Consider the following 25,247-nt stretch of genomic DNA (forward strand, 5'->3'; position numbering starts at 1 on the left):
CCGATTCAAAGCTGTACTACCTGTGGGAGCGAGCTTGCTCGCGATAGCGGTGGTTCAGTCAACAAAGAGGTTGAATGTGCCGGCCTCTTCGCGAGCAGGCTCGCTCCCACAGGAGATTGCGGTTTATTCGAGAACAGCCTGCGCGCGGTGGGGCGCAGCCTCGCCAGCAGCGGTATAGGCAACCCGCGGCACACCCGGCAAACGCTGTTCCAGCAACGCACTCAAGGACTCTCCCGGTTCCAGGTAGGCATCGCCGAAGTCGGCGCCTAGCCGGTTCGGATGGGCGACGATTTCCAGCAGTCCGTCGGGCGGCGGCGCGCCGTTGCGCAGATCCACCGGGGTGCACACGTAGTCGGCGGTGGCGCCGGCCAGGTGGCTCAGGCGACGGTTGAGCAGGTCCTTGAACACGCGCTTGGGCAAGCTGAGGTTTTGCCCCAGGTTGCGCGCCAGACGCACAGGCACCCCCTGGCGGGCGGCGAAGCGCGCGACGATCTCGCCGATCGGCCAGATGTTGTGAACGTGTTGATGGGAGTCCAGGTGACTGGGGCGCAAGCCGTTGTCCAGGCAGCGTTGCCACTGGGCTTCGAGTTCTTCGAGTACGGCGTGGCGATCCCGGCGCCCGAGCCAGAAGCGGGTGCGGCGCAGGTTGAGGTCGAACACGCCGGCGCCGTCGCAAAAGGTCGGGCGCTGCACAATGCTCTGGCTCAACGGGCGGCCGTAAGTCAGGTTGAAGTGCAGGCCGATGCGACCTTCGAGCAACGGGTGCCGAGCCAGGACGCAGGCCGCTTCGAACGCCGGCATGTTGGCCATGGCGGTGGCGGAGCTGATGAGCCCGGCCTGGAACGCGCCGAGGATCACCGCGTTTTCGCAAGCGCTGAGGCCGAAGTCGTCAGCGTTGACTATCACTTGCCGGGGCATGTTCAGCCTCCTTGAGTTTTTCCGTAGGCGCAGGTGTTTTGACAGCCGGTGTCGCGACAGGCGCCGGGGTGGCGACTGCAGCCGCTGCTTGCCGGGCGCGCCATTGCTGCAATCGGGGTTTGAAGCGTTGCCAGACCCGCAAGGCCAGCCCCAGCACCAGACCGCTCGGGCGCCAGGAGTAAAAACTCCAGCGCCAGTGTTCCAGTTGCCCGGTCATGCGTTCGTGCAGTTGATGGCTGGAATTTTCCAGGCTGACCCGTGATGCATCGATCCACTGCCAGTGGTCTTCCAGGCCCCAGCGAATCCACTCTTCGAGCAGCACCCGGCCGCTGCCCAGGTCGGCATATTGCGGCAGGAACGCCAGGTTGTAGTCGTACAGCCGACCCTGTTCCAGCAAGCCGAGGCGATAGCTGATGCAGCGCCCCTCAAGCTCCAGCACCACCACGCGCACCAGGCCGCGGGCGGCCAGTGCGGTGAAGGCGCGGTCCATCCACTGGCGATGGCGTGCGTCGGAAAAGATCCCGACCCCTTCATCGCCTTTCCAGCTCACGGCTTCGACTTCAGCGATTTCCTGCAACAGCGGCCCCATGGTCAGCGCGTCGGGGGTAATCCGCCGCACCCGGGCGCCACAGGCGGCGATGCGTTTGCGTGCGCGGCGCAGCTTGTAGCGCGGATCGCCGGAGACTTCCTGGTGATCGGCCTCGCTGATCAGGTGCACCGGCACCCGACAGCTCAGGCGTTGTTCGGCGGTCGAGCTCAGCGCCTGCCACGGTGCCAGGGCCTGGGCCGTGGCACCGGCCAGTTCATTCAATTGCAGCAGGGCATGGGGCAGGCGCTGGCGGATCTGCGTCAGCGCCTTGCCAAAAGCGTCGCCGTCCAGCCTGGTCAGCAGCGCGAGACGGTCGGCGAGGGGGTAACCCAAATGATGCAGGACCCGAAATGGCACACGCGCAAAGCGCTCCACGGACGCCACCAGCGGCAGGCACAGCGCCAGTTCGTCACCCTGCCAGCCGAGCAGCACGTGCAACCGCTCGCCGGGTTTGAGTGCCTGTTCCGATGCGCATAGCCAGGCCAGGGTGTTGAACGGCGTGTGGTCCGTCACGCTCTGGCGCAACGCTTCGTAAGCCGCCGCGGGAAAGTCGTGGGTGCACAACGACGTGTGCCATTCGAATCGTAGCGTCATGGGATCACGTCGCCTCGGCGGTGGCAGGTTCACGCACCGGTTTGCGCAAGGTTTCCAGGCGCGAGCCGGTGTAGCGTGTTTCGCGGAAGAAGCGCCAACGGCCAAACAGTTCGTAGACGTTGGTGATCCGTCCCTGTTCGCTGTAGCCGGTGCGTATGTGCAGCTTGAGTGCCGGGATGTTGTGCCACTCGCACACGTCCACCACCTTGTTGCAGCCCTGGGCGTGCATGGCTTTCCACAGCTCGGTTTGCAGGTCCATCGACAGCCGGGTGCCCCAGTAGGCCCTGGCCAGCTCGCCACCGAACTCGAAGAATTCCCCTGGCTGCACCGGGAACCAGCAACCGTAGTAGTGCTTGTCGTGATAGTTGCGGGCGGCCCCCCAGATGAACGCCACCGCGTCACCCTTGTCGTCCAGGTGCATTTGCCCGGTGTAGCCCTCGCGGGCCAGTTCGGCCATGGTCTCGACCCGGTCGCCAAAGTGACGGGTGAAGGCCACGGCGTTCTCCGGGGTGATGCTCACCACCCGCAGCGGCGGGTAGGCCTTGAGTTTGTGCGGTGGCACCGGGCTGACCAGGTCCCGCTCCATCCACAGCAGTTCCTGGTGGGAAAACACGTAGTGCTTCCAGGCTTTTTTCAGGGTGGCACTCAGGCCTCTTTGCTTGATGTGTTCGCTGAGTTTGTGCATTGCACTCATGTTGTTGGCTCCTGACGGGATTGCCCGTAAGTGGAGGGATTCCTGCGCGCGGCGAAATGCCGACACGGCCAAGCACAAGCGGGACGGTCATGAGGCAATCCAGCTGAGGGCGAACAGGGTTTGCCCGGGCAGCTCGAAGCTCACGCGACCGTCCCGGCAGTTGAAGGGCGCGTCGCGGCTGCGATTGTCGGCACCGAAGTAACGCAGGGCGCCCTTGCCCAGCGGGCAGGCCACACCGATGAGGTCGACACGCTGCAAACGCGTGCCCTTGTTCACCCCCAGCAGCGTGCGCTTGAGGTCGTCGGCCATGGCCAGCGCATCGACTTCGAAGGCATCGTTGTCCAGGCGCACCACCTGGCTCAGCCAGTGTTGCCGGATGAACTGCTGGGCCAGGCCGACGGGTTTGAGTTCGAAACGATCATCGCCGAGCACCCGCAGCATGCCCTTGGGGTACTCGGGCTCGTCCGCGGCCTGGAACCAGCCGAGCATGTCGAGCAGACCGTCCTGGGACGCGTTGATCACCACCGAGGCCCACCACAGCGAGGCGTAGTGGGTTTCCTGATCGTAAGGGCTGAGGCTGGCACCGCTGGACATGTTGGTCTGGTCGAGCAACAAGGCCTTGCGCGGCCGCCCCTGAGCGTCGAGCCCCACCAGTTCGGCGGCACGGCGCACGCTGTCGCGGTAGACACGGGTCGCGAGCAGGTCGCGGATCATCCATTCGTGCCAGGCCAGGGCGTCAACCTGCTCGCCGTTGTCCTTGAGCAGGCGCCGGGCCCAATCGATGCCGCGCCGCTCGCCGGCGTGTTCAGACAGCGGCCCGTTGATAAAACGCGAGCTGGCCGGGATGGCGATGCGCACACCGGCCCTGGCATTGTCGGGGTTGTCGCGTACCTGCCGGGCCATGCTGTCGAACTGGGTCTGGAAACTGGCGTAGTCCGGGTAATTGAGGTTCGGCTCGTCGGCAAAACCGATGTAGTGCGTGCCTTTGCCGCCCAAGGCACGGGTCGCGGCCAGCCAGGCCTCGAGGCCGCCATGGCTGGTGCTGTCGGCGCGCAGTTCGGCCTGGCGCTGGCTGCCGGCCAACAGGGTGATGTCCTTCGTGATGCCGAACCGCTCCTGGTACAGGCGACGGAACGCGTCTTCGTAGTGCGGCCGCGTGGCCATGATGTCGACGAGGCTGTAGTAAGTCGCCGCCTGCGGTTTGAGCGCATCGAGCACGGCAAAGCTGGCGGGTGGCGGCATCACGTAGGGCAGGGCGATGCCCAGGTCCGGGGTGTTGCCGAGCAGGTCCTTGTGCAGGGTCAACCGGGTCCGGCCATCGTCCTCGCGCACCGGCTTGAGCTGTTGCGGATTCTGCGCGAACAGATTGGCCGTGCCATCGAGCCAGAATGCCGCCTTGCCACTGCCTTGCAGGCGCAGGCGCCAAACCTGATCGCTGTCGGCAACCGGCAGCTCGGCCTGGTCGAATTGCCAATAGGCGCGGTAGGGCTTGAGGGTCAACGTCAGTTGCTTGCCGTCGCCCACGCGTTGGGCTTGCAGGGCCTGGACGCCATCGTGGAACTTGCCGGCGAGGACGGCGTGCTCCCCGGCCGCGACCTTGAAATACAGCTCGTCGCCGTCACGGGTTTCCGCGCTGAAATGCACCTTGGCCGGTGCGAACAGCGCCACCGTGCGCTCATCGTGTTCCACGCGGTAGCGGCGGAAACTGTAGCCCGCAATCTCCAGGCGATAACTGCTGGCACCCGGTGTCAGTGGCCAGCGCTGGCTGCCCTGGGTTTCGGCGGCGGCAATCGCCCGTTCGCCCGCAAGCTTGCCCTGGCCATCGAGCAGATACAGATGTTCTTCGTTGGCCCCGGCCTGCCACGCCGGCACCCATTGCACGCTCAGGGTGTCGGGGCGATCCGTTTGCAGGTACAGGCTGCCGTCGCGGATATCGGCCCAGCGCATCGGCCCGGCATAGACGTCGACGCTCAGGCCAAGGCTCACCAGCAGCGCGAAATACTTCATGCCGACTTCCGTTGCAGCACCAGCAGCATCGGCGCGATATCGCTGGGCAGGATGATCAGGGTTTGCCAGAGCGGCACCTGGCTCAGGCGGCAATACATCACCAGCAGGGCGACCGTCACTGCCAGGTAGGCGATGGACGAGGCCGCCGCCGCACCGACGATGCCGTAGGCCGGGATCAGCACCAGGTTCAACGCCAGGTTGAGCAGGGCACCGAGGCCCATCAACAACGAAATCGAACCCGGGCGATTCTTGCCCAGCAAGTCCAGGCGCAGGATGCTCGCGTAGCACAGCCCGAGCAGGCCCGGCAGCAGGGCGAGCAATGCCGGATAGGCCGGTTGGTAGGCCACGCCGAACAGCGTGACGATCAGCCATTCACCGATCAGCGCCATGCTCAGGCAGGCGCCGAGCATCACCGTGGCTGTCAGGCGCAAGGCCAGCGGCGTGACTTTGTCGATGCCTTCTTCCTGTTGCAGCAGGCGTTTCATCAGCGGCGTGGTGACCGCTTCCGGGACGATCAGCAACAACTCGGCGGCGGCGCTGGCCATGGCGTAGTGACCCAGCGCGGTGCTGCCGAGCAGGGCGCCGATGAACAGGTAGTCGGAGCGCAGGATCACTTGCTGGAACAGCAGGTCCGGGTGGCTGCGGGCGCTGTAGCGCAGCAGTTCGTTCTGGCTGGCGCGGTCCCATTGCAGGGTCAGTGGCTGGTTGCGCTTGAGCCACACCCAACCGACCAGCACCACCAGGCTGATGCCCGCCAGCCAGCTGATCAGCGCCGCTTCCAGCGCCGCGCTTTGCCACATCCAGAACAAGGCGAGGAACAGCAACAGCGGCGCCAGCGATTCGATCAGGCGCAAGGCATTGAAGGCGACTACGCCGCCGGAGGCGTTGTGCAAGGTCAGCAAACCGCTTTTGAGCACCGTCAGCGGCACCGCCAGCAGCAACAGCCAGGCGAGCAGGCCCAATTGCGTGGTGATGTCCAGTTCACTGCCGAACTCGCGGGTCAGCGCCACCACCAGCAGGGTCAGCAACGCCGCCAGCAGGCAACCGAACACCAGCACCTGGCTGAGCAGCAAGCCCATCGGTCGTTGCTTGGCCGCCTGATAACCCACCGCGGAGTTCAAGCCGCCGCTGGTGGCCGCGCTGATCAGGTCGGGCAGGGTGCTGAGCAAGGCAAACAGGCCGCGCTCGCTGGGGCCGAGAATCCGCGCCAGCAGCACGTTGCGCAGCAGGCGCAAGGCGATCATCGCCAGTTTGGTGCCCATGCTCAGGGCCAGATGCTTGAGGTAGTGGCTGCGACTCATGGACGTGCCCCACGGTAGATGCGCCAGGACAGCAGCTCGGGATTGCGCGCAGTACGCTGGCTGACGCCGAAGCGCGGCAGGGCCAGCGGATCTTCGGCCCCGCGATAAAGGCCGGTTCCGGTGCCCAGGGCAAACGGGAAGTCATGCCTGGCCACGTGCTGGCGCACCCGCGCATCGTTGTCGCCATTGGGGTAGCAATAGACCGGCAGCGGCCGGTTGCAACCGTGCAGCAGCGCGTCGCGACTGCGGCTCAGTTCTTCGTCCAGGCGTTGATCGTCGAGACCGGTGAGGATCGCGTGGCTGGCACCGTGGGGGCCGAAGCGTACCAGGCCGGACGCTTCGAGCGTACGCACCTGCTGCCAGTCCAGCGCCTGGGGCAACGACTCCTGCGGGCAGTCGTCGGTCAGGCGATGGAGGTCCGGCGGCGCCAGGGTCTTCAGGCTCTGCAGGAAATTCAGCAACGCCAGGCTGCGGCGCTGCTCGTCCGGGTCATCGCACAGTGTCGGCAGCGGACGCCCCGCGAGCTGCAAGCGTTCGATCAGGTGCCGGCGTGCCTGTTCGCCATGGCTGTTCCACAGGGTTTCGCCGATGCTTTCCCACCAGAACCGCTGGCGGCTGCCGATGAAATCGGTGGACAGGAAAATGCTCGCCGGCACCTGGTATTGCTGCAGCAACGGAAAGGCATTCACCGCGTTGTCGCGCCAGCCGTCATCGAAGGTCAGCGTCACTTTCGGCCGCTCCGAGCGTGGCGTGCCGGGTTGCAGGATGTCCATCAGCGGCACGCAGTCGAAGTGTTTCTTCAACCACAGCAGCAGGTGTTCAAACGCCTTTGGCCCCACGCACAGTTCATTGCGATGGGGCAATGCGGCGGCCCGGTCGCTGGCCAGCACCCGGTGCAGCATCAGGATCACCCCGGCGCCGTGCAGTTGATTGCGCCCGACCGGGGAATTGAGGTACAGCCAGCCACTGGTGCGTTTTAACAATTGCTTGATCGCCATGGCACGCGCCTCTTATCGATTTTGCTCGGGGTTCCATTGGGCGTAACGCTGACCGCGCAGGAACTGCCACAGGCCAATGCTCATCCCGGCAAGGGTCACCAGAAGGAACGCGGCGAGGCGAAAGGGTTTGGGCAAGCGGTGTTGCGAATCCAGCAGGCCGGCAATGGCCACCGTGTAGCCGAGCAGTTGCGCGATCAGGCTCAGGCGATAGAAGCCGTGGTCTTCCCACAGCCAGAAATTGCTCAGCAGCAACGGCAGCAACAGGATCGGCGCCAGTCGCCGGATCAGCTTGTGGCTGATCAGGGCAATCGCATACAGGCCGTGGGTCAGCGGATTGAGCAGCGCGCGGCGCTGGGCCAGGCTTTGCAGGCCACCGACCGTGACCCGCTGACGGCGACGGAACTGCTTGTCGGCTTCGTCCACGCCCTGGTCGATCACCTGGGCCTGGGGCACGTAGACAATCTTTTTGAAGGCCGCCGGGGCGCAGGTGCTGATAAAGAAGTCGTCGTTGACCTCCGCCGGCACGTTCTGGAACAACTCGCGGCGCAGGGCGAGCAAGGCGCCGTCGGCGGAGACCATGCAACCGGTGCGATTTTCCACGTAGCGCAGCCAGCCTTCGTAATGCCGATACAGGCTGTCGCCAATGCTCAGGCCCTTGCCGGTCACCGGGATCACCATGTGCCCGGCGCAGCCACCGACCTGCGGGTCGTTGAGCGGTGCGAGCAGATGGCCGAGGGTGTCGCCGGACCATTGGTTGTCGGCGTCGGTGAACACCAGGATCTCGCCGCTGCTGATCGCGACCCCGGCATTGAGCGTCGCCGCCTTGCCCTGGCGGGGCAGGTCGAGCACGCTGATGCGCGGATCATCGACCCTGCGGGCGCAGGCCACGGTGTCGTCGGTCGAACCGTCACTGGCGAGGATGATGTGCAGCGAGCGGGCCTGGTAATCCTGGGCCAGCACGGTGCGCAGTTTTTTCTCGATATGCCGCGCCTCGTTATGTGCGGCAATCACGATGCTCACGTCCATCGGTTGCGCCGGTCCATGACGCGGTGCCCGATAAAAGGGGGCCAGCAACGTCAGTAACAGGGGATAGCCGAGGTAGGCGTAGACCGGCAGCAACAGGCACAACCAGAAAATGAATTCAGCCACGGGCGGGCCTCCTGGCATTCCAATGACAAAGGCTGAGGATGAATCCGGCGCCCGCCAGGTGCAGGCGCACCCAGTGCAGGCCCCAGAGTTGCAGGGTCAGGCGCATGTCGTGGTGTTTGGCACTCTGGCGCAGGCTCAGGCCCAGGGCGGGCAGGACGGTCAGTAACAGCATCAGCACCGCATGGTGGGGGAAGCCGTCGAACAGGGCGGAAATGGCCAGGAAGTCGATCCCCCAGGCGGCCATCGACAGCAGCGGAAAACGCAGCAGGCGCAGGCTCGGGCCATGGGTGCGCAGCAGTTGCAGATGACTGCCCTGGCGCCACAGCTCCTTGCCCATCCATTCGCGCCAACTGCCTTCGTAGCCCCAGTGCAGCGCCACGCTCCGGTTCACCGAGCGCAGCTTGGCGCCCGCATCGGCCAGGCGCATGGTCAGTTCCTTGTCCTCGCCGGTGCGCAGTTGTTCATTGAAACCGCCAACCTTGTCGAACCAGCGACGGCGCATCAGCAGATTGGAACTGGGCAGCCATTGCACGACATGCAACGGCTGCGAATCGGGGTGCAAGGTGCGGCGCTGCCAGGCATCGGCGTACCACGGCGCTTCGGCCGGGGTGTGCAGGTCAAGCCCCATGACATCGGCCTGGCCGGCGGATTCGAGGTCGAACAGCAGCTTGAACCAGTTCTCCGGCATCTCGATGTCGGCATCGATAAAGGCCAGCCATGAACCCCGGGCGATCGCCGCGCCGCGATTGCGCAATGCGCCGATGAGCAGGCCTGGCAGGACCAGCACCTGGGCGCCGAACTGCCGGGCGATGTGCGGGCCCTGGTCGTCGGAGCCGTTGTCGACCACGATCAACTCGCATTCCACCCTGGCCGCATCGGCGGCATGTTGTGCCGCGAACAGGGTCCGGGCGATGTGCCGGGCTTCGTTGTACATCGGGATGACGATACTGATGCGGTTCATGCCCTGACCTCCGTCAACGGGGCTTCTTCGGCCTTGGTGCGCAGCACGCTGGTCAACGCGAGCATGATCCACAGGTACTTGTGGTTCGGCGCGCTGAGGAACATCAGGAACAAGGCCAACGACAGAAAACTCATGCTCAGGTGGGTCATCACATCGGCCCGCGCTGCGTCCCCGCGCAACAGCCAGGCCCGGCGGGCGCGAAGCAGGTTGTACAAGCCCAGGGCGAGCATGCCGACGAACATCAGGCCGGCGGGAATCCCCAGTTCACTGAAGATTTCCAGGTAGGTGTTGTGGGCGCGCCGGTACAGGTCTTGCGTCTCGCCTTTGATGGAAAAGGCCTTGGCGTAACCGGTGGTGGCGTAATGCAGCGGGAACGTACCGGGGCCGGTGCCGAGCAAGGGGTTCTCGGCGATCATCGCGCTGCCGACCACAATGTAGGAGGCGCGACGGCCCAGGGACGGGTCCTGGCTCTTGGCCCCGGAACCGAGGATGCTCAGCGACTGGATGCGCGCCACGTAACCGGCCGGCATCGCATAGAGCCCCAGCGGAATCACAATCGCCAGGCCGAGCATGGCAAAGCCCAGGTGGCGCGGGCGAATGCGTGGCAACTGCGCACGGTAATGCCATGCGCCGATCAACAGGCTGAGAAGCAACACCACCAGCCCCGAACGGGAATCGGTCTTGGTCATGCCGCCCAGCAACAGGAGGGTGCAGCCCCCCCAGAACAACCGGTGCAACAGGTTCGGGCTGCGCACCACCAGCAACAGCGCCATGGGCACGGCGAAGGCGATCAGCAGGGCGAAGTTGTTCGGGTCCTTGAGCAAGCCGGACGCACGGCCGGCGTCCTGGTATTTGGTGGAGAACATGGCCATGGCGCAGGTCACCGCGACACTGATGGCGACCAGCCGGGCGAACATGTCGAGGTTCAACTCACGCGCCACCAGCAGCGTGATGACAAACAGAATCAGGCCGACGCTCAATTCGCGCAGGTGGCCCAGGGAGATGCCCATGTCGTCGGTGTTCAACAGACTGAGCAGGTACAGCAGCATGAAACCGGCCAGCAAGTGCCAGATATTGCTGCGCAGGCGATCGGCCGGCAGTTGCCGAATCGCCAGTTGCAGCATCAGGACCAGCGCCAGCGAGGCCCCGAGGAACTTGGAGCCCGATAATGCGTTGTCCTTGAACAGCCCCTCGAACGGCAGGATGGCGACAATGCCCAGCAGGCCCCAGGTCGGCTTGCGGTACAGCACCGCGACACCCACCAGGCCCAGCACCGCGCCCGGCGCCAGATACGGATAAGGGCTGGCCAGCAGACCAAGGCAGACCAGGCCGAGCAAACTGACGATCGAGAGCGGAAAAATCACGCGCGTGCCTCCCGTGCAGTGCGGATGTAAAGCTGCGACCAGCGTTCGGCCAAGGCCTTGAGGTCGTAGCGATCCCGTTGCGTACGTTTTGCGTTGTCGATCAACTCGCCGGCCAGTGCCGGGTCCCGCACCAGCGTGCCGATCTGACGGGCGAGGGCGGCGCTGTCGGTGGGCGCGGCAAGCAGGCCGTTGTGGCGGTCCTGCAAGACATCGGGAATCCCGCCGACGCCAAAGGCCACCACCGGCACGCCGGCCTGCATCGCTTCGAGCAGAATCATCGGCGTGCCTTCGGTGCGCGAGCTGATCACCAGCGCATCGAGTTGCCGCCACCAGACGCGCATGTCGGTCTGGTAGCCCGGCAACGTGATGCGTGCCTGCATGCCGGCCTCGTCGATGCGCGCCTGCAGGCTTTCCCGCTCCGGCCCGTCGCCGAGCATCACCGCATCCAGTTGCGGATACTGCTGACACAACGGGATCAGCGCATCGAGAAACAGGTCAGGGCCTTTTTCACTGCTCAATCGCCCGACGTAACCGGCCAGCCAGCGTTGACGTGCGCCGCTGTGCGGCAGCAGGGCTTTGGCCGCCGGCAGACCGTTGGGGATCACCTGCAACTTGTCCGTGCGCACGTTGGCCTGGCGATGCAGCGCCGCAATGCTTTCGGCGACACACACCACCCGGTCGACCGAAGCCGTGCGGCACAGTTGCAGGCTCAGCCAGGTGTAGAACTTCTGCTTGCGGCTGCGCGGGGTGAAACCGTGCTGGGTGATCACCAGGGGCAGGCGCAACAGCGTGGCGCCGACCCAGCCGAACAGCAGGCCCTTGAAGTTGTGCGTATTGATCAGTGGCCGCCGGTCCCGACGCTGGCGCAAATGCCCCAGCAACCCGCCCAGGCCCGTGCAGCCGAGGCAATCGACGCCCGCTTCGCGAAAACGCGCGATCAGCTCTGGCGGCGCATCGAGAAACAGCACCTGGTGCTGCCCCGGCGTCGCCAGGCAATGGTCCAGCAGCATCCGCTCGGCGCCATAGAAACCGCCGCTGCTGAGCAAATGAATGATCGGCAGGTCGCGGGGGGTGCCGAGCGCCGCGTTCAATTGCGCACCCAATGCACGAGGGCCGGAACGCTCCAGTTCTTGTGCGGATTGTTTGGCAGGGTGCTTTGATCGTTGAGCACCAGCAGCACCGGCAAGCCCAGTTCATGGGTGATTTGCGCAGGGTGCTTGAAGCGGTGGTCGAAGAACTCACGCACGTAGACCAGGGCAATCGCCAGCAGCAGGCCAGTGAACAGCCCGAACGGGATGATCAGCAGCGGTTTGGGGAACGCCGCTTCAGTCGGTTCGAATGGCGGGCTGAGCACCCGGGCGTTGGACAGGTCGTTGTCCAGCGCGCGCGCGGTGCTGCTTTCGGCGAAGCGCTGGGCATAGGTGGAGAACGCCGCATGCAGCGCATCGATCTCGGTGTCCATCTGCCGCAGCTTGCTCTGGGTTTCCTGCAACTGGTGGATGCGGTTCTTGAACTCGGCAATGCGCGCGGTTTTCTGGTCGATGACCGAGCTGACCGTCGCCAGGTCGCTGGTACGCTCCTGGATCCGGTTGCTGACAATCTTCAGGAACTGCCCACGGGTGCGGGTGATCTGCTCACGTGCCAGCAGCATCGGTTCACTGCCGGGCTGAAAGATCGCCAGGTCGCTCATGTAGCGGCTGACCAGGGTCGTCAGTTGCTCACCCAGTTGCTTGATCTCGCGGTCTTCGAAAGCGACGTTGTCGACCGTGGTGGTGAAGGTGTAGGGAAAGGTGTAGTCGTTGAACCTGGCGTTGTTGGCGGTGGCCAGGTTGGTTTTCAGGTATTCGAGCCAGCGCTGGCTTTGCAGCAACCGGTCCTGATACAGGTTGAGCGCCTGCTCCTCGGTGTTGATCGCGTTGAGGCGGAAGGTGATTTCTTCCTTGGGATCGGAGGAACCGATGCTTTCGAGCAAGGCCAGGCGATTGGCTTCCAGGCCATCGAGACGTACCTGGTACTGCAACTTCTTGGTTTCGTAGAAGCTCTGCGGCAGGTCGATCGATTGCATTTCCTGGCGGTTGACCAGGTAGTTCTGCAGCAGGGCGGCGACGAAGCGGGTGCCCTGGGCCGGGTCAGGGAAGCTGTAGACGATCGAGATCACGTTGGAGCCTGGCAAGGTTTCAACCTTGAGGGCGTCGGACGCTTCCTGGGTGAGCACATCGAGCACGGTGTCGCGTACCGGATCGGTCTGCAGCCCCAGCATGCTGCGAAGCGGGTTGATCACCTGCTCGCGAACGGGATTGCTGACAAAGCGTTTGAACGGCTGCACCAGCACTTTGTTGAGGACGCTCACGGGCGGTGTGTACTCACCCTTTTCGCGCAACTGGCCGATGGTCTGGCGGATCAAGGCCGGCGAACGCAGGATATTGCTCTCGGTCTCCATGTCCGCCAGCGACGGCGGAATGAAGGACGCGTTCTCCTGGTTGAGGGTGCTGGTGGCATCCCCCTGGGAGATTTTCTTGGACTGCACGATCACCTGGGCGGTGATATCGAAACTCTGCTTGAGCATCAGCGGCAGGACCACGGCGATCACTGCAAAGACCAGGAATACTCGTTTCACCAATTGCTTGTTGGCGAAGAAGATCCTGAAGAACTCATGCAGGTAGTTTTCCTTTGGATTCATAGCGGTCACCTGAGAGTTAGTCGTTGCTGTCTTTGTTGTCGACGCGATAGCTGAAGCTCATGCCCACGCCCTGGAACAACACCACGTCCGCCAGTTGCCGGGCGAGTTCGCCGGCGCTGGCCAGTTTGGTCTTGGGCACGTACAGCATGTCGTCGGCCTGCAGGTAGGCGATTTGCGAGGCATCGCCGGACAAGGCTTTCTCCACGTCATAACGATGCGCGACCACTTGGTTGCCGTTGCGCCGCATGATCATCACCGAGTCCAGGCGCGCCTTGACGTTGGAGCCGCGTGCCATGGTCAGGGCCTCAAGCACCGACACCGGGCGGCGGATCGGGTAGGAGCCCGGCTGGCCGACTTCACCCAGCACAAAAATCTCGTTGCCGGCGGTGGACTTGAGCAGCACGTCCACGGTCATGCGCCCCGGCAAGGTGGCGTAGCGTTTATTGAGGAAGGCCTCCAGTTGGTTGACGGTCATGCCTTGCAGCGGCACGGCGCCGATTTCCGGGAAACTGGCGTAGCCGTCGGTGCCTACGGTGATTTCCCGGCTCATGCCGGTGCCGGGGTGGTTGAGCACGGACTTGAGGTTCTGTTCATTGGTCAGCGGGCTCACCAGGTTCACCGACAGTTGATTGCGGTTGGGCTGGAACAGCTGTTTGCGGTCGTAGGCGCGCTGAATCGCGTCACGTGCCTGATCGCGGGTCAGCCCCTCGATTTTCACCGAGGTGTTGGCCCCGGGCAGTTCGATGGTGCCATCGGGCAGCACCAGCTGGTTGCCGTTGAGCTGGCTGGCGGCGGTGAAGTTCAGCGCGATCATGTCGCCGGACTGCACGCGATAGGCGTCCGAACCACTGGTGCTGATGTGGAAGATCACGTCCAGTACATCTTGTGGCCGCAGGGTCTGCTCGACCTTGGGCACGTCGGTGGCCTGGGCATTGGCCGGCGGAGCCGTGAGGATCTGCACCGGCATGCTTTGGGATTGGTCGGAGGAAGTGCTGGAGCAACCTGCAAGCGGCAGCAACAGCAGGACAAGCATCTTGGCGTTCATGGCGTCATCCTTATCTGGTTGCTCACAGGTTTTTGTACAGCCACTTGGGCATGTAGTACTTGCGTCGGTTGAACACGCTGCCGACCAGTTTCGCGCCGGCCTGGCTCAGGCGCTGGGCGGCGGCCTGCGCCACTTCCCAGCGAGTGTCCTCAGAGCGCACGACCATGACCACGCCGTCCGCCTGGGTGCTGATGGCCAGGGTGTCGGAATCCGAATACACGGCATCGCCGTCGATCACCACGAAGCGGTACTGACTGCCAAGTTGATCGAGCAGCGGGCCCAGGCGTTCAGGTGTGAGGTGTTCGTTGCCCCGGGAGTGACGGCCGAACGGTAGTACGTGGAACGGCAGGCTGGACACGTTCACCACACAGTCCTGCAACAAGGGCGGGTTCTGGGTGTTGAACAGCAAGTCGTGAAACCCCCGTTCCCTGGTCAGCCCCAACTGTTGCGTGAGGTTGGTCGCCGACTGGCTGGCGTCCACCAGCAGCACCAGGCCGCTGCTCATCTGCGCCAGTTGGCTGGCCAGCGCCAGGGCGCTGGTGGTGGTGCCCGCGCCGGGGTTGGCGGCGGTCAGGAACAGGATCCGCAGGTCCTGGTCCAGCACGGTCGATGTCAGGTTGGACTCGCTCGGGCTGGCAATGCTGAGGCTTTTAGCAGTTGAACCGTCCATTTAACTCGCTCCGTGGCCGCTGAATACTTTGAAAGGGGTTTTCAACAGAATCTTCAAATCAAGCAGCAGGCTCTGTTGGGCGATGTAACGCAGATCCAGCTCGACGCGCTGGTCGAAGTCGATATTGCTGCGCCCGGAGATCTGCCACAGGCCGGTCATGCCGGGGTAGATGCTCAGGCGAACGAGGTGATTGTCCTTGTAGCGATAGGCGTTGAACGAAGTGGGCCGGGGGCCGACAAGACGCATGTCGCCGCTCACGACGTTGAACAGGTTCGGCAGCTCGTCGAGACTGGTGCGCCGCAGAAAGGCGCCGATGCCGGTGATGCGCGGGTCCTTGTCGATCTTGAAATCGATGGCGTCGGCGCCGTGCTTGTTCAGGTGCCGCAGGGACTCCTTGAGCTCCTCGGCGTTGATGACCATGGTGCGGAACTTGTACATGCCGAACAGGCGGCCGCGGTAACCGGTGCGTTTCTGCACGAACATCACCGGCCCTGGGCTGGTACATTTGATGGCCAGCGCCAGGCCCAGCAGCACCGGCGCAATCAGCACCAGGATCAGCAGCGCACCGCAGCAGGCCAACACGCGGTTGGTGCGCGACAGGGTCCAGGGTCGGCCACCGTCGCGACCGGTAATCCAGCCACGTCCCTGCATGTGAATGGCGGCGTCCATGCGCATGCGGTGCTCGGGGTCCATGCGCTTGTCTCTGCGCATTGTGTCCAGGGGCACACTTTTCTCATGACCAGTCATAATTCCTCCGCAAAGTTCAGCCGCGTGCGGCGTGGGCGATAGGCAGTTAGTTAGTGCTAAACAGATTATTGTTTAGTTAATTGTTTTTGATCGCTTTGTTACTTAGTTAATTGGTATTAGTCAGTTAATTACTTGTCTGATTAGTGTTAATTGTTTAATTACTTGGTTAGTAGTAAGCGCGGAACCAGGCAACAAACTGCCCAAGTCCCTCATCCAGCTCTATGCGCGGCTGGAAATCGGTCGCGCGAGCCAGGTCGCTGGCATCGGCGCAGGTGTTGAGGACATCGCCGGGCTGCAGCGGCAGTAGCTCGACCCGGGCTTTTTGCCCCATGTGTTTTTCCAGCAGCGCCAGGTAATCCTTGAGCGCTACCGGGTGCTGGCCGCCGATATTGAAAATCCGCCAGGGCGCCATGCTCGTGGCCGGGTCCGGGTGTTCGCGGTCCCATTGATCATTGGCGTGCGGTGGGCACTCGATCAGGCGCGTGATGCTCTCGACGATGTCGTCGATGTAGGTGAAGTCGCGCTGGTGCTCGCCGTGGTTGAACAGCTTCAGTGGCTGCTCTTCGGCAATGGCCCGGGCGAACTGGATCGGCGACATGTCAGGCCGTCCCCAGGGGCCGTATACCGTGAAGAAGCGCAGCCCGGTGCAGGGAATGCCGAACAGGTGGCTGTAGCTGTGGGCCATCAACTCATTGGACTTCTTGGTCGCGGCATACAGCGAGAGCGGATGATCGACACCATCGCGCACCGAGTAGGGTGTGTGCTGGTTGGCGCCATACACCGAGCTGGACGAGGCGTAGATCAAGTGTTTGACCGGGTGGTTGCGGCAGCTTTCGAGGATGTTCAGGAAACCGCTCAAGTTGCTGTCGAGGTAGGCCCGGGGATTTTCCAGGGAGTAGCGCACACCGGCCTGGGCGGCGAGGTGGATCACCACCTCGGGTTTCTCCCTGGCAAACAGCGCCTCTATGGCCGGCGTATCGGCCAGGTCAACCGTTGCGAGCTGGAAAGGGCGTGCCTGCTCCTGCACCCAGCGCACGCGATCGTGCTTGAGTTGCGGGTCGTAGTAGCTGTTGAAGTTGTCGAGGCCGAATACCTGGTGGCCGTCGCGCAACAGTCGCAGCACGCAATGGGCACCAATGAAACCGGCCGCTCCGGTGACGAGAATCTTCATGGACGCAAGGCCTCGGGCACGATGTGGCGTAAGCCGATGCCGCTGTAGTGCAGGCCGGCAGCCGCCACCTGCTCCGGGTTGTAGAGGTTGCGCCCGTCGACGATCACCCGGCAGCGCAGTTTGCTCGCCAGCAGGTCGAAGTCGACCACGCGGAAGTTCTTCCACTCGGTGCAGATCACCAGGGCATCGGCGTCTTCGAGTGTGTCATCGCGGGTGGCGCACAGGTGCAGGTCGTCACGGTAGCCGTAGAGGCGCCGACACTCGGACATGGCCTCCGGGTCGTAGGCCTGCACGCTTGCGCCTTCGGCCCAGAGTGCCTCCATGAGATAACGGCTGGGGGCTTCGCGCATGTCATCGGTGTTGGGTTTGAACGCCAGGCCCCACACGGCGATGGATTTGCCGGCCAGTCCGCCGGGGAATTGCGCCTTGAGTTTGCTGAACAGAATATGGCGCTGGCGGTCGTTGACCTCGGTCACGCTGCGCAGCAGACGCAAGGGCATGCCGCTTTGCTCGGCGGTGTGCAGGAGGGCACGCAGGTCCTTGGGGAAGCAGGAACCGCCGAAGCCGCAGCCGGGGTAGATGAAGTGGTAACCGATGCGTGGGTCCGAACCGATGCCTTTGCGCACCGCTTCGATATCGGCGCCCAGCAACTCGGTGAGGTTGGCCAGTTCGTTCATGAAACTGATGCGCGTGGCCAGCATCGCGTTCGCCGCGTACTTGGTCAGCTCGGCACTGCGATTGTCCATGAACATCAGTTTTTCGCGGTTACGGCAGAACGGCGCGTAGAGGTCGCTCATCTGGCTGCGGGCTTCATCGTCAGCGGTACCGATGATGATCCGGTCCGGACGCATGCAATCGGCCAGGGCACTGCCTTCCTTGAGAAACTCCGGGTTGGACACCACCCGAACCTTCAACGAGCCTTTGCCGCGGCGTTGCAACTCTTCGACAGCGGTGGCACTGACCTGGTCCGCCGTACCGACCGGCACCGTGGACTTGATGATCAGGGTGCGGTCGGCCTCCATGAAACTGGCAATCTGCCGGGCCACGTTCAGCACATGGCTGAGGTCGGCGGAACCGTCTTCGTCGGCGGGCGTACCGACGGCGATGAAGATCAGATCGGCATGCTCCACTGCATCGCTGGCCTGGGTGGTGAAGAGCAGGCGACCGGCCTTGATGTTTTCTTCAAGGGTGCCGGAAAGCCCTGGCTCACTGATCGGTGGCACGGCCTGTTGCAGTTGCCGGATCTTGTTCGGGTCGATGTCGACACACAGGACACGATGCCCGACATCGGCCAGTGCCGCTGCTTGTATCAGGCCAACATAGCCCGTACCAAATACGCTCACGTCCATATTGGCGTGCCTCGTAAGACGGTGGAGAGTTGCGAAGTAAAACTGTCAAAAGGGGTATAGACCAGCCTCGGAAAACCGCGTCAGCCATCCGGCATGTTAATTGGGCAAGACACCCCCAAACTCGGGGGGCCAAATGCCATCAACCTCGCACCACTGTTGGGTTTTCCCCCGATTTTGGGCGATTGGCGAAAATCCAAAGAAAGCGATAAACGGTCGTAAGCCGCGAAATACAAGGGTTGTAGCAGCTTGAGTGTGTCAGATTTGAGTCACCGGTTTCTTGACGCTTTTCCCCAAATTCCGACTACTCTTACGCGTATGTGGCCATTTGCTATCGTCAAGAATCGACCGACAATCTATTGGCACGTGCCTGTCGGGGCATGGCAAATTCAACGATCCGAGAGGTCGAGGGGGGGCGGGTCAGTGGCTGTTTCATGAGCCGGGCGCACCTTCTGCCGGGCGCCCGTGAGCGGGGAGAGGTGGGGTCAATTGACCACGCTGGCACCCGACCTTGCGTCGGCGGTCTGCGGGTTGGCCTTGGGGTCGTGCAGCAAGGAGAAGCCACGATCGAGCAAGGTGTGGCCGATAAACCGCGAGCCCACTTCGTTCAAGTGTGAGTCGTCCAGGTACAGCAACTGACCCTCGATGATCGGACTGCACACGCCGGCCGGGCATATCACCTGATTGGGGTCGATGAAGCGTATCTGCGGGAACCTGGCCCGCACGTCCGCCCAATAGGGCGCCAGAGCGCTCTGGGCCACCGAGCAGTTGTGCCCGGTGTCGAACATCAGCCGGCGAATCGGGCAACTCGCGGCCTTTTCGATGTGCTGGTTGCTCAGGATGACGATCACCTGGCCGCTGTTCTCCACCACCCGCCGCAGGCTCGCCTCGACCAGATCCCTGGCCCTGGCATCCTTGGGCCAGATCGCCGCCAGTACCACGTAGCGATACTTGTTCTGCTCGATCAGGCTGAACACCCGCTCATTGCGTTTCGCACAATGGGCCGCATACACCGCAGGCATTTCGGCGGTGTAGCCGAGGATCGGCGGGCAGGAGTCCATGGTGTAGTCCATGAGCATGATGTTGTTGGGCCTGGCCAGGATGTCGACCATGCCGGTGAAGTGATTGGCAAACGAGTCGCCGATCATGATGCCGTCCAGTTCATCCTTGGTTGCGCCCAGCCGGCAGTGCTCGTTGGGTTCGGTCTTGTACAGCGCATTGGGCACATGGCAGCCGCGGCGGACCTCGGCAGGCTTGTTCAGGGTCATCGCTTCAAGCGCTGAAACGTCGGCGTTGAAGCGTTGTGGAAAACCGTTGAACTGCAGGCTCAGCCCCGCCAGCACAGCCAGCCCCAACGCCGGAAGGGCAAACCGGCGGATGAACACCCGGGCAAAGTGCAGGCCGGCCCCGGTACGGCGAAACGGCACTTCGACGTACCGCCAGGACAGCCACGACAGCAGGACAGCGGCGGCAATCAGCAGCGCACCCACGGGCAGGTCGATGGGGATTTCCACGTAGTTCAGGAAGGCAATCAGCGGCCAGTGCCACAAATACAGCGAGTAGGAGATCAGGCCGACAAACACCATGGGCCGGCTGGTGAGCAAGCGTGAATGGCGTTCGCCGCTGCCGGCCAGGATCAGCAAGGCGGCGCCCAGGCAGGGAATCAGGGCGTTGATCCCGGGAAAGGTGGAGTCGGGGTTCAAGGCAAACAGCGAGAAACCGATCAGCAGGTAGCCCGCCAGCGCATAGCCATGGGCCGCCAGTCTACCGATCACGCGTGGTGAATGGAGGTAGATCGCCAGCAGCCCGCCCAGCATCAGTTCGAAAAAACGCGTGGGCAGCAGGTAGTAGGCCGCCGTGGCGAAGACCCCCGTCGCGTACTCGGAAACCCCCACTGCCAGCACCACGCCGATGGCCAGCACGGGCAACACGTAACGCGGCGCCAGGCGATACAGCAACACGATGAACAGCGGCCAGATGACGTAGAACTGTTCTTCGATACCCAGCGACCAGGTGTGCAGCAAAGGCGCTTCGCTGGCATCGGCGGCGAAGTAGTTGCCGTACTTGACCCAGATGTAGATGTTCGAGACACCCAGCAGCGAGAGCAGGGCGCTGACATTGAGCCGGACCAGGTCGACCGGAGACAGGATGAAGGCCCCGGCGATCACGGTCGCCAGCAGCACCGTCGCCAGCGCCGGCACGATGCGGTTGATGCGCCGCTGATAAAACCCCTTGAGCGAGAAGGCATTGCGCTTGACCTCGGAAAACACCTGGGACGTGATCAGGAATCCCGAGATGACGAAGAAGATGTCGACGCCCACATAGCCGCCGGGCAACAGACCGGCCTTGAGGTGATGCAGCAGCACGGCAATCACCGCGACAGCGCGCAGCCCATCAATGTCGGAGCGATACTTGCCTTGAGCCATGCGCCTGACCATCCGTAAAACCGAAGCCATCCATCGACGTCCGCCCCCTGACCATCGCTGTCAGGATTGCGGACACTCAACCCACCCATCATTTGTAGCTGGAAACCGGGGGGACGCAAAAAAACCGATGGCACCCGTGGCGCACGAGCGTGATTTTTTTGTGGCTTTCACTGTCCCTTGTGGGAGCTGGCTTGCCAGCGATGGTCGTTAACGATGACGCGTGTTAACGGGATGAACGCGGGTCCCCTGTAGGAGCTGGCTTGCCAGTGATGGTCGTCAACGATAACGCGGGTGAGCTGGATGAACGCGGCGCATTAGAGTCCATCGCCAGCAAGCTGGCTCCTACAGTTTCAACGTGGGCATGGTCCCTTGCAGGAGCCGGGCTCGCCAGGCGCCCGGCGCGCACCCCAGCCACCGCAGGCATGCACGGTTGAAGCTTTGTACATCGCTGTAGCCCAGGCGATCGGAAATCTCCACCAGCTCCAGGTCTGTCCCCTGCAAAAAATCTTCGGCCCGGAAGCGGCGGTACTCGTCGAGCAACTCGGAAAAACTCCAGCCCAATGCCTTCAAGCGTCGGGCTGCGGTGCGCTCGAGCAGATGCTGGGCATTGCACCATTGCTGCCAGTTGGCTTGTGCGAGGTCGACTATCAAATGGTCGCAGACTTGATCCAGCAAGGTCGGTTCGCTGTTGCGTCGGGTCTGCTCCAGCAGTTCGACCAGTGTCTGCTCCAGTTCATGATTGCCCGGCGTCAACGGGATGACGAACAGTTGTGGATCGAGGCGGATCGAGTGTTGTGCCTGTTGCCACTGCACGGGGGCGCGGAAGGCTTGCTCGTGTTCCTGCGGGTTGGCGGTGCAGGGCCCGGTCAGCCCGATGCCCAGCACCGGATCGCGTTCCAGGCCGCTGGCGAGGAACTTGCGCCGCAACATGCTGCACAGGCTGATGAGGATGTAATCGGCGGTGGCTGTGCTGGCTTTCACGCTGCCGCGATCAAGCAGGCGCAGTTCGACGGTGTCGCCGCCGCGCAGGATCTGCGCCTGGAAGTGCCCGTTGAAAAACGGAAAGAAGCGCACGAAATACTGGCAGGCACTGTCCAGTGATTCGGCCACATCGAACAGGTACGTCAGGCCATTGGTGGCGGTGGAAACGAAGCGCCGACCGGCCGCCAGACCGATCAGCGGGTCGCCGGTCCGTTCCAGGGCAAACGCCCAGAAGCGCCGCGACATGAACAGCGGAACGCGCATGAAGGGTGTGCGCAACTCGAACAGGCTGCGACGAAACAGGCCTTCGATGTGTTCGCGGTCCACACCACGGGCCAGCAGCTCTTCGATGGCCGGCAGCAGGGTCGGTGCGTAGAACGCATTGGGTATGGCTTGATCGTGCAGTGGCTGATCGCTTTTTGTCATGTAGGGCTCACAGCTTGTTCCGGAACACTGGTTAGGCTGCCCGACGTTAAGCGATTTGCCGGAGCAAGACCATGCTTGATTTACGCCAGCTCGATTTGAACCTGTTGCTCGCCTTCGATGCGATTTACCAGCAGCGCAGCGTCACCCGTGCCGCCGAGGTGATGTGCCTGTCGCAACCGGCCATGAGCAATGCGTTGCGCCGCCTGCGCGAGCTGTGCGGCGATCCACTGTTCATCAAAAGTCGCCTGGGCGTGACACCGACACTGGTCGCCCATCGACTGGCCGACTACGTGCGCGCGGCACTCGAGTCATTGCGCGATGGCTTGCGCATGATCCCCGCCGCGCGGCAGAACAATCCGCTGCTGCGCATCAGTTGCCTGGATTGCCTGCAACCGGTGCTGCTCGATGCCTTGCTCGAATCGCCCCATGCCGATTGGCAGGTGCGTTATTTCCAGCCCCGGCGCCGTGACGCCTTGCAGGACCTGGCCAGCGGCAAGCTGGATATCCTGATCGACCTCGACCAGCCGCTGGCCGGGCTGGCCGGCCTGCACAAGCAGGCATTGCCCGCCGACCATTACGTGTTCGCCTATGGCACCGCGCTCAAGACGCCGCCGCGCACCCAGCAGGAGTACCTGGAGCAACCGCAGATTCAGGTGTCGAGCCGCCGCGACGGACTCAGCCCGGTGGACTTGCAGCTCGGCTTGAAAGGCCTGCGCCGCCATATCGCGATGAGCACCCAGAGCACCCTGGCCGCGAAGCTGATCGCCGACCGCCAGCCATTGGGCATCAGCCTGCCGAGCCGGGTCGCCAGTGTGCTGGGCCTGCAACACGTGCCGCTGCCCCTGGACGAACCCGTGGAGTTGAAACTGGCGCTGTACATCGAGTCCCGCTATCGCTTCGAGCGCAGCCGCGAGGAAGCGATGCATTGCCTGCTGCGCGCCCTCGGTGAGCCCCGGGCATTGCAGGCGCTGGCGCGGCGTGCGTGACATCAAGGCAACGCCGAACCCTGTGGGAGCGAGCTTGCTCGCGATTGGGCCGTGTCAGCCGACATCATTGCTGAATGACACACCGCTATCGCGAGCAAGCTCGCTCCCACAAGGATTGCGGCGTTGCAGGCAAGCCTTAGTTCGACGCCAACAAACGCCGGTCAACCGTCAGCACTGCCTCGACCATCGCCAGCGCCGCCGGTGTCAGGGAGTGGCCGGCGCGGCTGACGATGCCGTAGTGCAATTGCAGGCCGGGGTCGTCCTTGGGCACGTCGGCAAACTCCAGCAGGCGGATCAGACCCTGGTCGGCGAGTTCGGCCAGGGCCTCGATGGTCGCTATGCCCACCGCGTCCGAGCGCATCACCACGCGGCGGATGGCATCGAACTGCGCGCATTCCACGCTCGGGTTGAAGTCCGCCTCGCCCTGCGCGTCGGCGAGGATCTTGCGAATCATCGGCGGTATTCGCGTGCCGACCACCGCGAAGTCGAGCAGGGCGCGCAGGGACAGGTCCTGCTGGTGCGCGAGGGGATGACCGACACGGCAAAAGAATCGCCCGCGTCGGGGTCGCAACAGCTGTACCTGGTATTGCGGGTCGCCGGTGAAGTAGCGCGCATCGGCCACGAGGAATTCGATCTGCTGTTCACGAAGCCAGACCGCCAGTTGTTCCCAGTCGCCCTGGTGGAAACTGATGCGGATCGCTGGGTGCGCCTGGATGAATTCCGCCAGCGCCTCGGGCACCAGCACCTGGGCCGGATACGGGCCACAGCCGAAGTGCAACTCGCCACCGGTCAGGCCGTTGTATTGCGTCAGTTCGTTGTGCAGGGCCTGGCTGCCGGCGAGCAGGCGCCGGGCATGTTGCAGCACCAGTTCACCCTGGCCCGTCAGGCGGAATTCGCGGCTGCTGCGCTCCACCAGCGCGCAGTCGAGGTCGCGCTCCAGGGTCTGGATGCTGCGGCTGAAGGCCGGTTGGCTGAGGTTGATCGCCTCGGCCGCACGCCCGAAATTGCGGTAATCGGCCAGGGCGACAAGGTGGCGGAGTTGTCGTAGATCCATCATGCGTCTCCTGCATTTGGCGGATACTTTTAATGCATTGGATCGATAGCACAGAGGCTGGCATAAGTACACGCCTGTCTTCTCGCCGTAACGTGCCATGACCTGCCAACCGTTCATTTCCAGCGCCTTCACCCGCACCATTCTCAGCCATGCCCGGCAGTCCGGCCTGTGCCAGGACCAACTGCTGCAACGGGCCGGCATCTCTCTTTCGTTGCTCGAAGGGCAGGATCTGCACGTGCCTGCGCACCTGGTCGAGCGCCTGTGGAACGAATGCGAACGTGCGGGCGCGGGGGCGTCGTTTGGCTGTGAGCTGGTCAATGGCATGGCGACCACCACGTTGCGGGGTTTGAACATCCTGCTGGATTCCGCCGCCACCTTGCGCGCGAGCCTGGCGTGCTTCACTGATTTCCTGCCACGGGTGACCAATTATGTGGTGGCGGAACTGGAGGAGGGTGACGGGCAGGCCCGCCTGCACCTGCGCAATGCTGACCGCCAGGCGCATTTTTTCGGCCTCGATGCGGCGACCCTGACGTTGGTGCGCAACATCGCCCGACGTTTGGGGCGGGCGCCGGCCGAGGTGTTTGTCAGCGTTCGCCTGACGCCGCAGCAGGCGGCCGGGCAGTGGTTGCGTAGCGTGGGTATCGAGGTGCTGGAGGGCGCGCATCCGTGTTTGAGTCTGCCAGCGGTTAGCCTTGATGAGCCGTTGTTAGGGGCTAATGCGTTTTTGCATCAGAGCATGTTGCGGCATTGGCAGACTGCGGCGACGCAACAGAGCCGTAGCGACAGTCTGGAGTTGGCGCGCCATTGGTTGACGGCCGGCGATCAGCCGATTGAGCGGATTGCCGAGCGGTTGGGGTATCGGCAGGCCAGTAATTTTATTCGGGCGTTTCGGAAGCGGTTTGGGGTTACGCCCAAGCAGTTTCGTCTGGGGGTGTAGGCTTGGTTTTTTGGTTGAGTACATATCCGTTATTTAGGTAACGGCGGCTTATGGTTTCGCCCTTACGGCGAGTCACTTTTGGCAAACGCCCGGAGTGCCGGCCCAGCCAAAAGTAACCAAAAGGTCTCGCCCCTTACGTACGGCCCCTCGCCTAGGCTCGGGGTTCCTTCGCTGCGGTATTCATCCGGGGGCATTGCCCTCCG

General features: G+C 63.3%; 21 protein-coding genes. 2 read left to right on the forward strand and 19 right to left on the reverse strand.

Annotated elements, in window-relative coordinates; translation table 11 throughout:
* Nucleotides 1-123: 123 nt before the first annotated feature.
* The 18 genes from PMI26_RS17580 to PMI26_RS17495 form a co-directional block, all read right to left on the reverse strand.
* Nucleotides 124-918, reverse strand: a complete 795-nt coding sequence (locus tag PMI26_RS17580) for a ChbG/HpnK family deacetylase (RefSeq protein WP_007973807.1) — start codon at nt 916-918, stop codon at nt 124-126.
* Complete coding sequence (locus PMI26_RS17575) at nt 890-2,101, reverse strand: GNAT family N-acetyltransferase (protein WP_007973809.1); 1,212 nt, start codon at nt 2,099-2,101, stop codon at nt 890-892. Before PMI26_RS17575 ends, PMI26_RS17580 begins: the two co-directional genes overlap by 29 nt.
* 4 nt (nt 2,102-2,105) lie before the next feature.
* On the reverse strand, nt 2,106-2,795 hold the full coding sequence (locus PMI26_RS17570; protein WP_007973810.1) for a hypothetical protein: 690 nt from the start codon (nt 2,793-2,795) through the stop codon (nt 2,106-2,108).
* A gap of 87 nt (nt 2,796-2,882) precedes the next feature.
* On the reverse strand, nt 2,883-4,802 hold the full coding sequence (locus PMI26_RS17565) for a hypothetical protein (RefSeq protein WP_007973811.1): 1,920 nt from the start codon (nt 4,800-4,802) through the stop codon (nt 2,883-2,885).
* Nucleotides 4,799-6,103 (reverse strand): lipopolysaccharide biosynthesis protein, encoded by a 1,305-nt coding sequence (locus PMI26_RS17560; protein WP_007973813.1) that lies wholly within the window; start codon nt 6,101-6,103, stop codon nt 4,799-4,801. The genes PMI26_RS17565 and PMI26_RS17560 overlap by 4 nt, the downstream gene beginning before the upstream one ends.
* On the reverse strand, nt 6,100-7,101 hold the full coding sequence (locus PMI26_RS17555) for a polysaccharide deacetylase family protein (RefSeq protein ID WP_007973815.1): 1,002 nt from the start codon (nt 7,099-7,101) through the stop codon (nt 6,100-6,102). Before PMI26_RS17555 ends, PMI26_RS17560 begins: the two co-directional genes overlap by 4 nt.
* A gap of 12 nt (nt 7,102-7,113) precedes the next feature.
* The gene (locus PMI26_RS17550; protein ID WP_007973817.1) at nt 7,114-8,250 is read right to left on the reverse strand and encodes a glycosyltransferase; all 1,137 of its coding nucleotides are present in this window, start codon (nt 8,248-8,250) and stop codon (nt 7,114-7,116) included.
* Nucleotides 8,243-9,211 (reverse strand): glycosyltransferase, encoded by a 969-nt coding sequence (locus PMI26_RS17545; protein ID WP_007973819.1) that lies wholly within the window; start codon nt 9,209-9,211, stop codon nt 8,243-8,245. The genes PMI26_RS17550 and PMI26_RS17545 overlap by 8 nt, the downstream gene beginning before the upstream one ends.
* Nucleotides 9,208-10,575 carry an O-antigen ligase family protein gene (locus PMI26_RS17540; RefSeq protein WP_007973821.1) on the reverse strand — a complete coding sequence of 456 codons (1,368 nt, stop codon included), beginning with the start codon at nt 10,573-10,575 and terminating at the stop codon, nt 9,208-9,210. The genes PMI26_RS17545 and PMI26_RS17540 overlap by 4 nt, the downstream gene beginning before the upstream one ends.
* The gene (locus PMI26_RS17535; protein ID WP_007973822.1) at nt 10,572-11,666 is read right to left on the reverse strand and encodes a glycosyltransferase family 4 protein; all 1,095 of its coding nucleotides are present in this window, start codon (nt 11,664-11,666) and stop codon (nt 10,572-10,574) included. Before PMI26_RS17535 ends, PMI26_RS17540 begins: the two co-directional genes overlap by 4 nt.
* Complete coding sequence (locus tag PMI26_RS17530) at nt 11,663-13,255, reverse strand: GumC family protein (protein WP_007973823.1); 1,593 nt, start codon at nt 13,253-13,255, stop codon at nt 11,663-11,665. The genes PMI26_RS17535 and PMI26_RS17530 overlap by 4 nt, the downstream gene beginning before the upstream one ends.
* A gap of 16 nt (nt 13,256-13,271) precedes the next feature.
* On the reverse strand, nt 13,272-14,300 hold the full coding sequence (locus tag PMI26_RS17525) for a polysaccharide biosynthesis/export family protein (protein WP_007973824.1): 1,029 nt from the start codon (nt 14,298-14,300) through the stop codon (nt 13,272-13,274).
* Nucleotides 14,301-14,322: 22 nt separating this feature from the next.
* Nucleotides 14,323-14,970: a CpsD/CapB family tyrosine-protein kinase gene (locus PMI26_RS17520; RefSeq protein WP_007973826.1), complete on the reverse strand. Its 648-nt coding sequence runs from the start codon at nt 14,968-14,970 to the stop codon at nt 14,323-14,325.
* Complete coding sequence (locus PMI26_RS17515) at nt 14,971-15,717, reverse strand: sugar transferase (protein ID WP_007973827.1); 747 nt, start codon at nt 15,715-15,717, stop codon at nt 14,971-14,973.
* A 166-nt stretch (nt 15,718-15,883) separates the two neighbouring features.
* Complete coding sequence (locus PMI26_RS17510; RefSeq protein ID WP_007973829.1) at nt 15,884-16,888, reverse strand: NAD-dependent epimerase; 1,005 nt, start codon at nt 16,886-16,888, stop codon at nt 15,884-15,886.
* The gene (locus PMI26_RS17505; RefSeq protein WP_007973831.1) at nt 16,885-18,237 is read right to left on the reverse strand and encodes a UDP-glucose dehydrogenase family protein; all 1,353 of its coding nucleotides are present in this window, start codon (nt 18,235-18,237) and stop codon (nt 16,885-16,887) included. Before PMI26_RS17505 ends, PMI26_RS17510 begins: the two co-directional genes overlap by 4 nt.
* A gap of 482 nt (nt 18,238-18,719) precedes the next feature.
* Entirely contained in the window at nt 18,720-20,660 is a 1,941-nt protein-coding gene (locus tag PMI26_RS17500) for an acyltransferase family protein (protein WP_007973832.1), read from the reverse strand.
* A gap of 342 nt (nt 20,661-21,002) precedes the next feature.
* Nucleotides 21,003-22,067, reverse strand: coding sequence for an AraC family transcriptional regulator (locus tag PMI26_RS17495; RefSeq protein WP_007973834.1), 1,065 nt, complete (start codon nt 22,065-22,067; stop codon nt 21,003-21,005).
* Nucleotides 22,068-22,138: 71 nt separating this feature from the next.
* Between PMI26_RS17495 and PMI26_RS17490 the strand changes: the two genes are divergently transcribed.
* Nucleotides 22,139-23,053, forward strand: coding sequence for a LysR family transcriptional regulator (locus PMI26_RS17490; protein ID WP_007973836.1), 915 nt, complete (start codon nt 22,139-22,141; stop codon nt 23,051-23,053).
* 136 nt (nt 23,054-23,189) lie between these two features.
* Here PMI26_RS17490 and PMI26_RS17485 read toward each other — a convergent pair whose 3' ends face one another.
* Nucleotides 23,190-24,107: a LysR family transcriptional regulator gene (locus PMI26_RS17485; protein ID WP_007973837.1), complete on the reverse strand. Its 918-nt coding sequence runs from the start codon at nt 24,105-24,107 to the stop codon at nt 23,190-23,192.
* Nucleotides 24,108-24,204: 97 nt separating this feature from the next.
* Between PMI26_RS17485 and PMI26_RS17480 the strand changes: the two genes are divergently transcribed.
* The gene (locus PMI26_RS17480) at nt 24,205-25,044 is read left to right on the forward strand and encodes a helix-turn-helix domain-containing protein (RefSeq protein WP_007973838.1); all 840 of its coding nucleotides are present in this window, start codon (nt 24,205-24,207) and stop codon (nt 25,042-25,044) included.
* The last annotated feature ends 203 nt before the right edge of the window (nt 25,045-25,247 follow it).

It is taken from the genome of Pseudomonas sp. GM33, assembly GCF_000282295.1.
Classification (GTDB): Bacteria; Pseudomonadota; Gammaproteobacteria; order Pseudomonadales; family Pseudomonadaceae; genus Aquipseudomonas; species Aquipseudomonas laurylsulfatiphila.

Coding starts and splice junctions, on each gene's coding strand:
- PMI26_RS17580 (WP_007973807.1), bottom strand. CDS start 918: ATGCCCCGGCAAGTGATAGTCAACGCTGACGACTTCGGCCTCAGCGCT.
- PMI26_RS17575 (WP_007973809.1), bottom strand. CDS start 2,101: ATGACGCTACGATTCGAATGGCACACGTCGTTGTGCACCCACGACTTT.
- PMI26_RS17570 (WP_007973810.1), bottom strand. CDS start 2,795: ATGAGTGCAATGCACAAACTCAGCGAACACATCAAGCAAAGAGGCCTG.
- PMI26_RS17565 (WP_007973811.1), bottom strand. CDS start 4,802: ATGAAGTATTTCGCGCTGCTGGTGAGCCTTGGCCTGAGCGTCGACGTC.
- PMI26_RS17560 (WP_007973813.1), bottom strand. CDS start 6,103: ATGAGTCGCAGCCACTACCTCAAGCATCTGGCCCTGAGCATGGGCACC.
- PMI26_RS17555 (WP_007973815.1), bottom strand. CDS start 7,101: ATGGCGATCAAGCAATTGTTAAAACGCACCAGTGGCTGGCTGTACCTC.
- PMI26_RS17545 (WP_007973819.1), bottom strand. CDS start 9,211: ATGAACCGCATCAGTATCGTCATCCCGATGTACAACGAAGCCCGGCAC.
- PMI26_RS17530 (WP_007973823.1), bottom strand. CDS start 13,255: ATGAATCCAAAGGAAAACTACCTGCATGAGTTCTTCAGGATCTTCTTC.
- PMI26_RS17525 (WP_007973824.1), bottom strand. CDS start 14,300: ATGAACGCCAAGATGCTTGTCCTGCTGTTGCTGCCGCTTGCAGGTTGC.
- PMI26_RS17520 (WP_007973826.1), bottom strand. CDS start 14,970: ATGGACGGTTCAACTGCTAAAAGCCTCAGCATTGCCAGCCCGAGCGAG.
- PMI26_RS17515 (WP_007973827.1), bottom strand. CDS start 15,717: ATGACTGGTCATGAGAAAAGTGTGCCCCTGGACACAATGCGCAGAGAC.
- PMI26_RS17510 (WP_007973829.1), bottom strand. CDS start 16,888: ATGAAGATTCTCGTCACCGGAGCGGCCGGTTTCATTGGTGCCCATTGC.
- PMI26_RS17505 (WP_007973831.1), bottom strand. CDS start 18,237: ATGGACGTGAGCGTATTTGGTACGGGCTATGTTGGCCTGATACAAGCA.
- PMI26_RS17500 (WP_007973832.1), bottom strand. CDS start 20,660: ATGGCTCAAGGCAAGTATCGCTCCGACATTGATGGGCTGCGCGCTGTC.
- PMI26_RS17495 (WP_007973834.1), bottom strand. CDS start 22,067: ATGACAAAAAGCGATCAGCCACTGCACGATCAAGCCATACCCAATGCG.
- PMI26_RS17490 (WP_007973836.1), top strand. CDS start 22,139: ATGCTTGATTTACGCCAGCTCGATTTGAACCTGTTGCTCGCCTTCGAT.
- PMI26_RS17485 (WP_007973837.1), bottom strand. CDS start 24,107: ATGGATCTACGACAACTCCGCCACCTTGTCGCCCTGGCCGATTACCGC.
- PMI26_RS17480 (WP_007973838.1), top strand. CDS start 24,205: ATGACCTGCCAACCGTTCATTTCCAGCGCCTTCACCCGCACCATTCTC.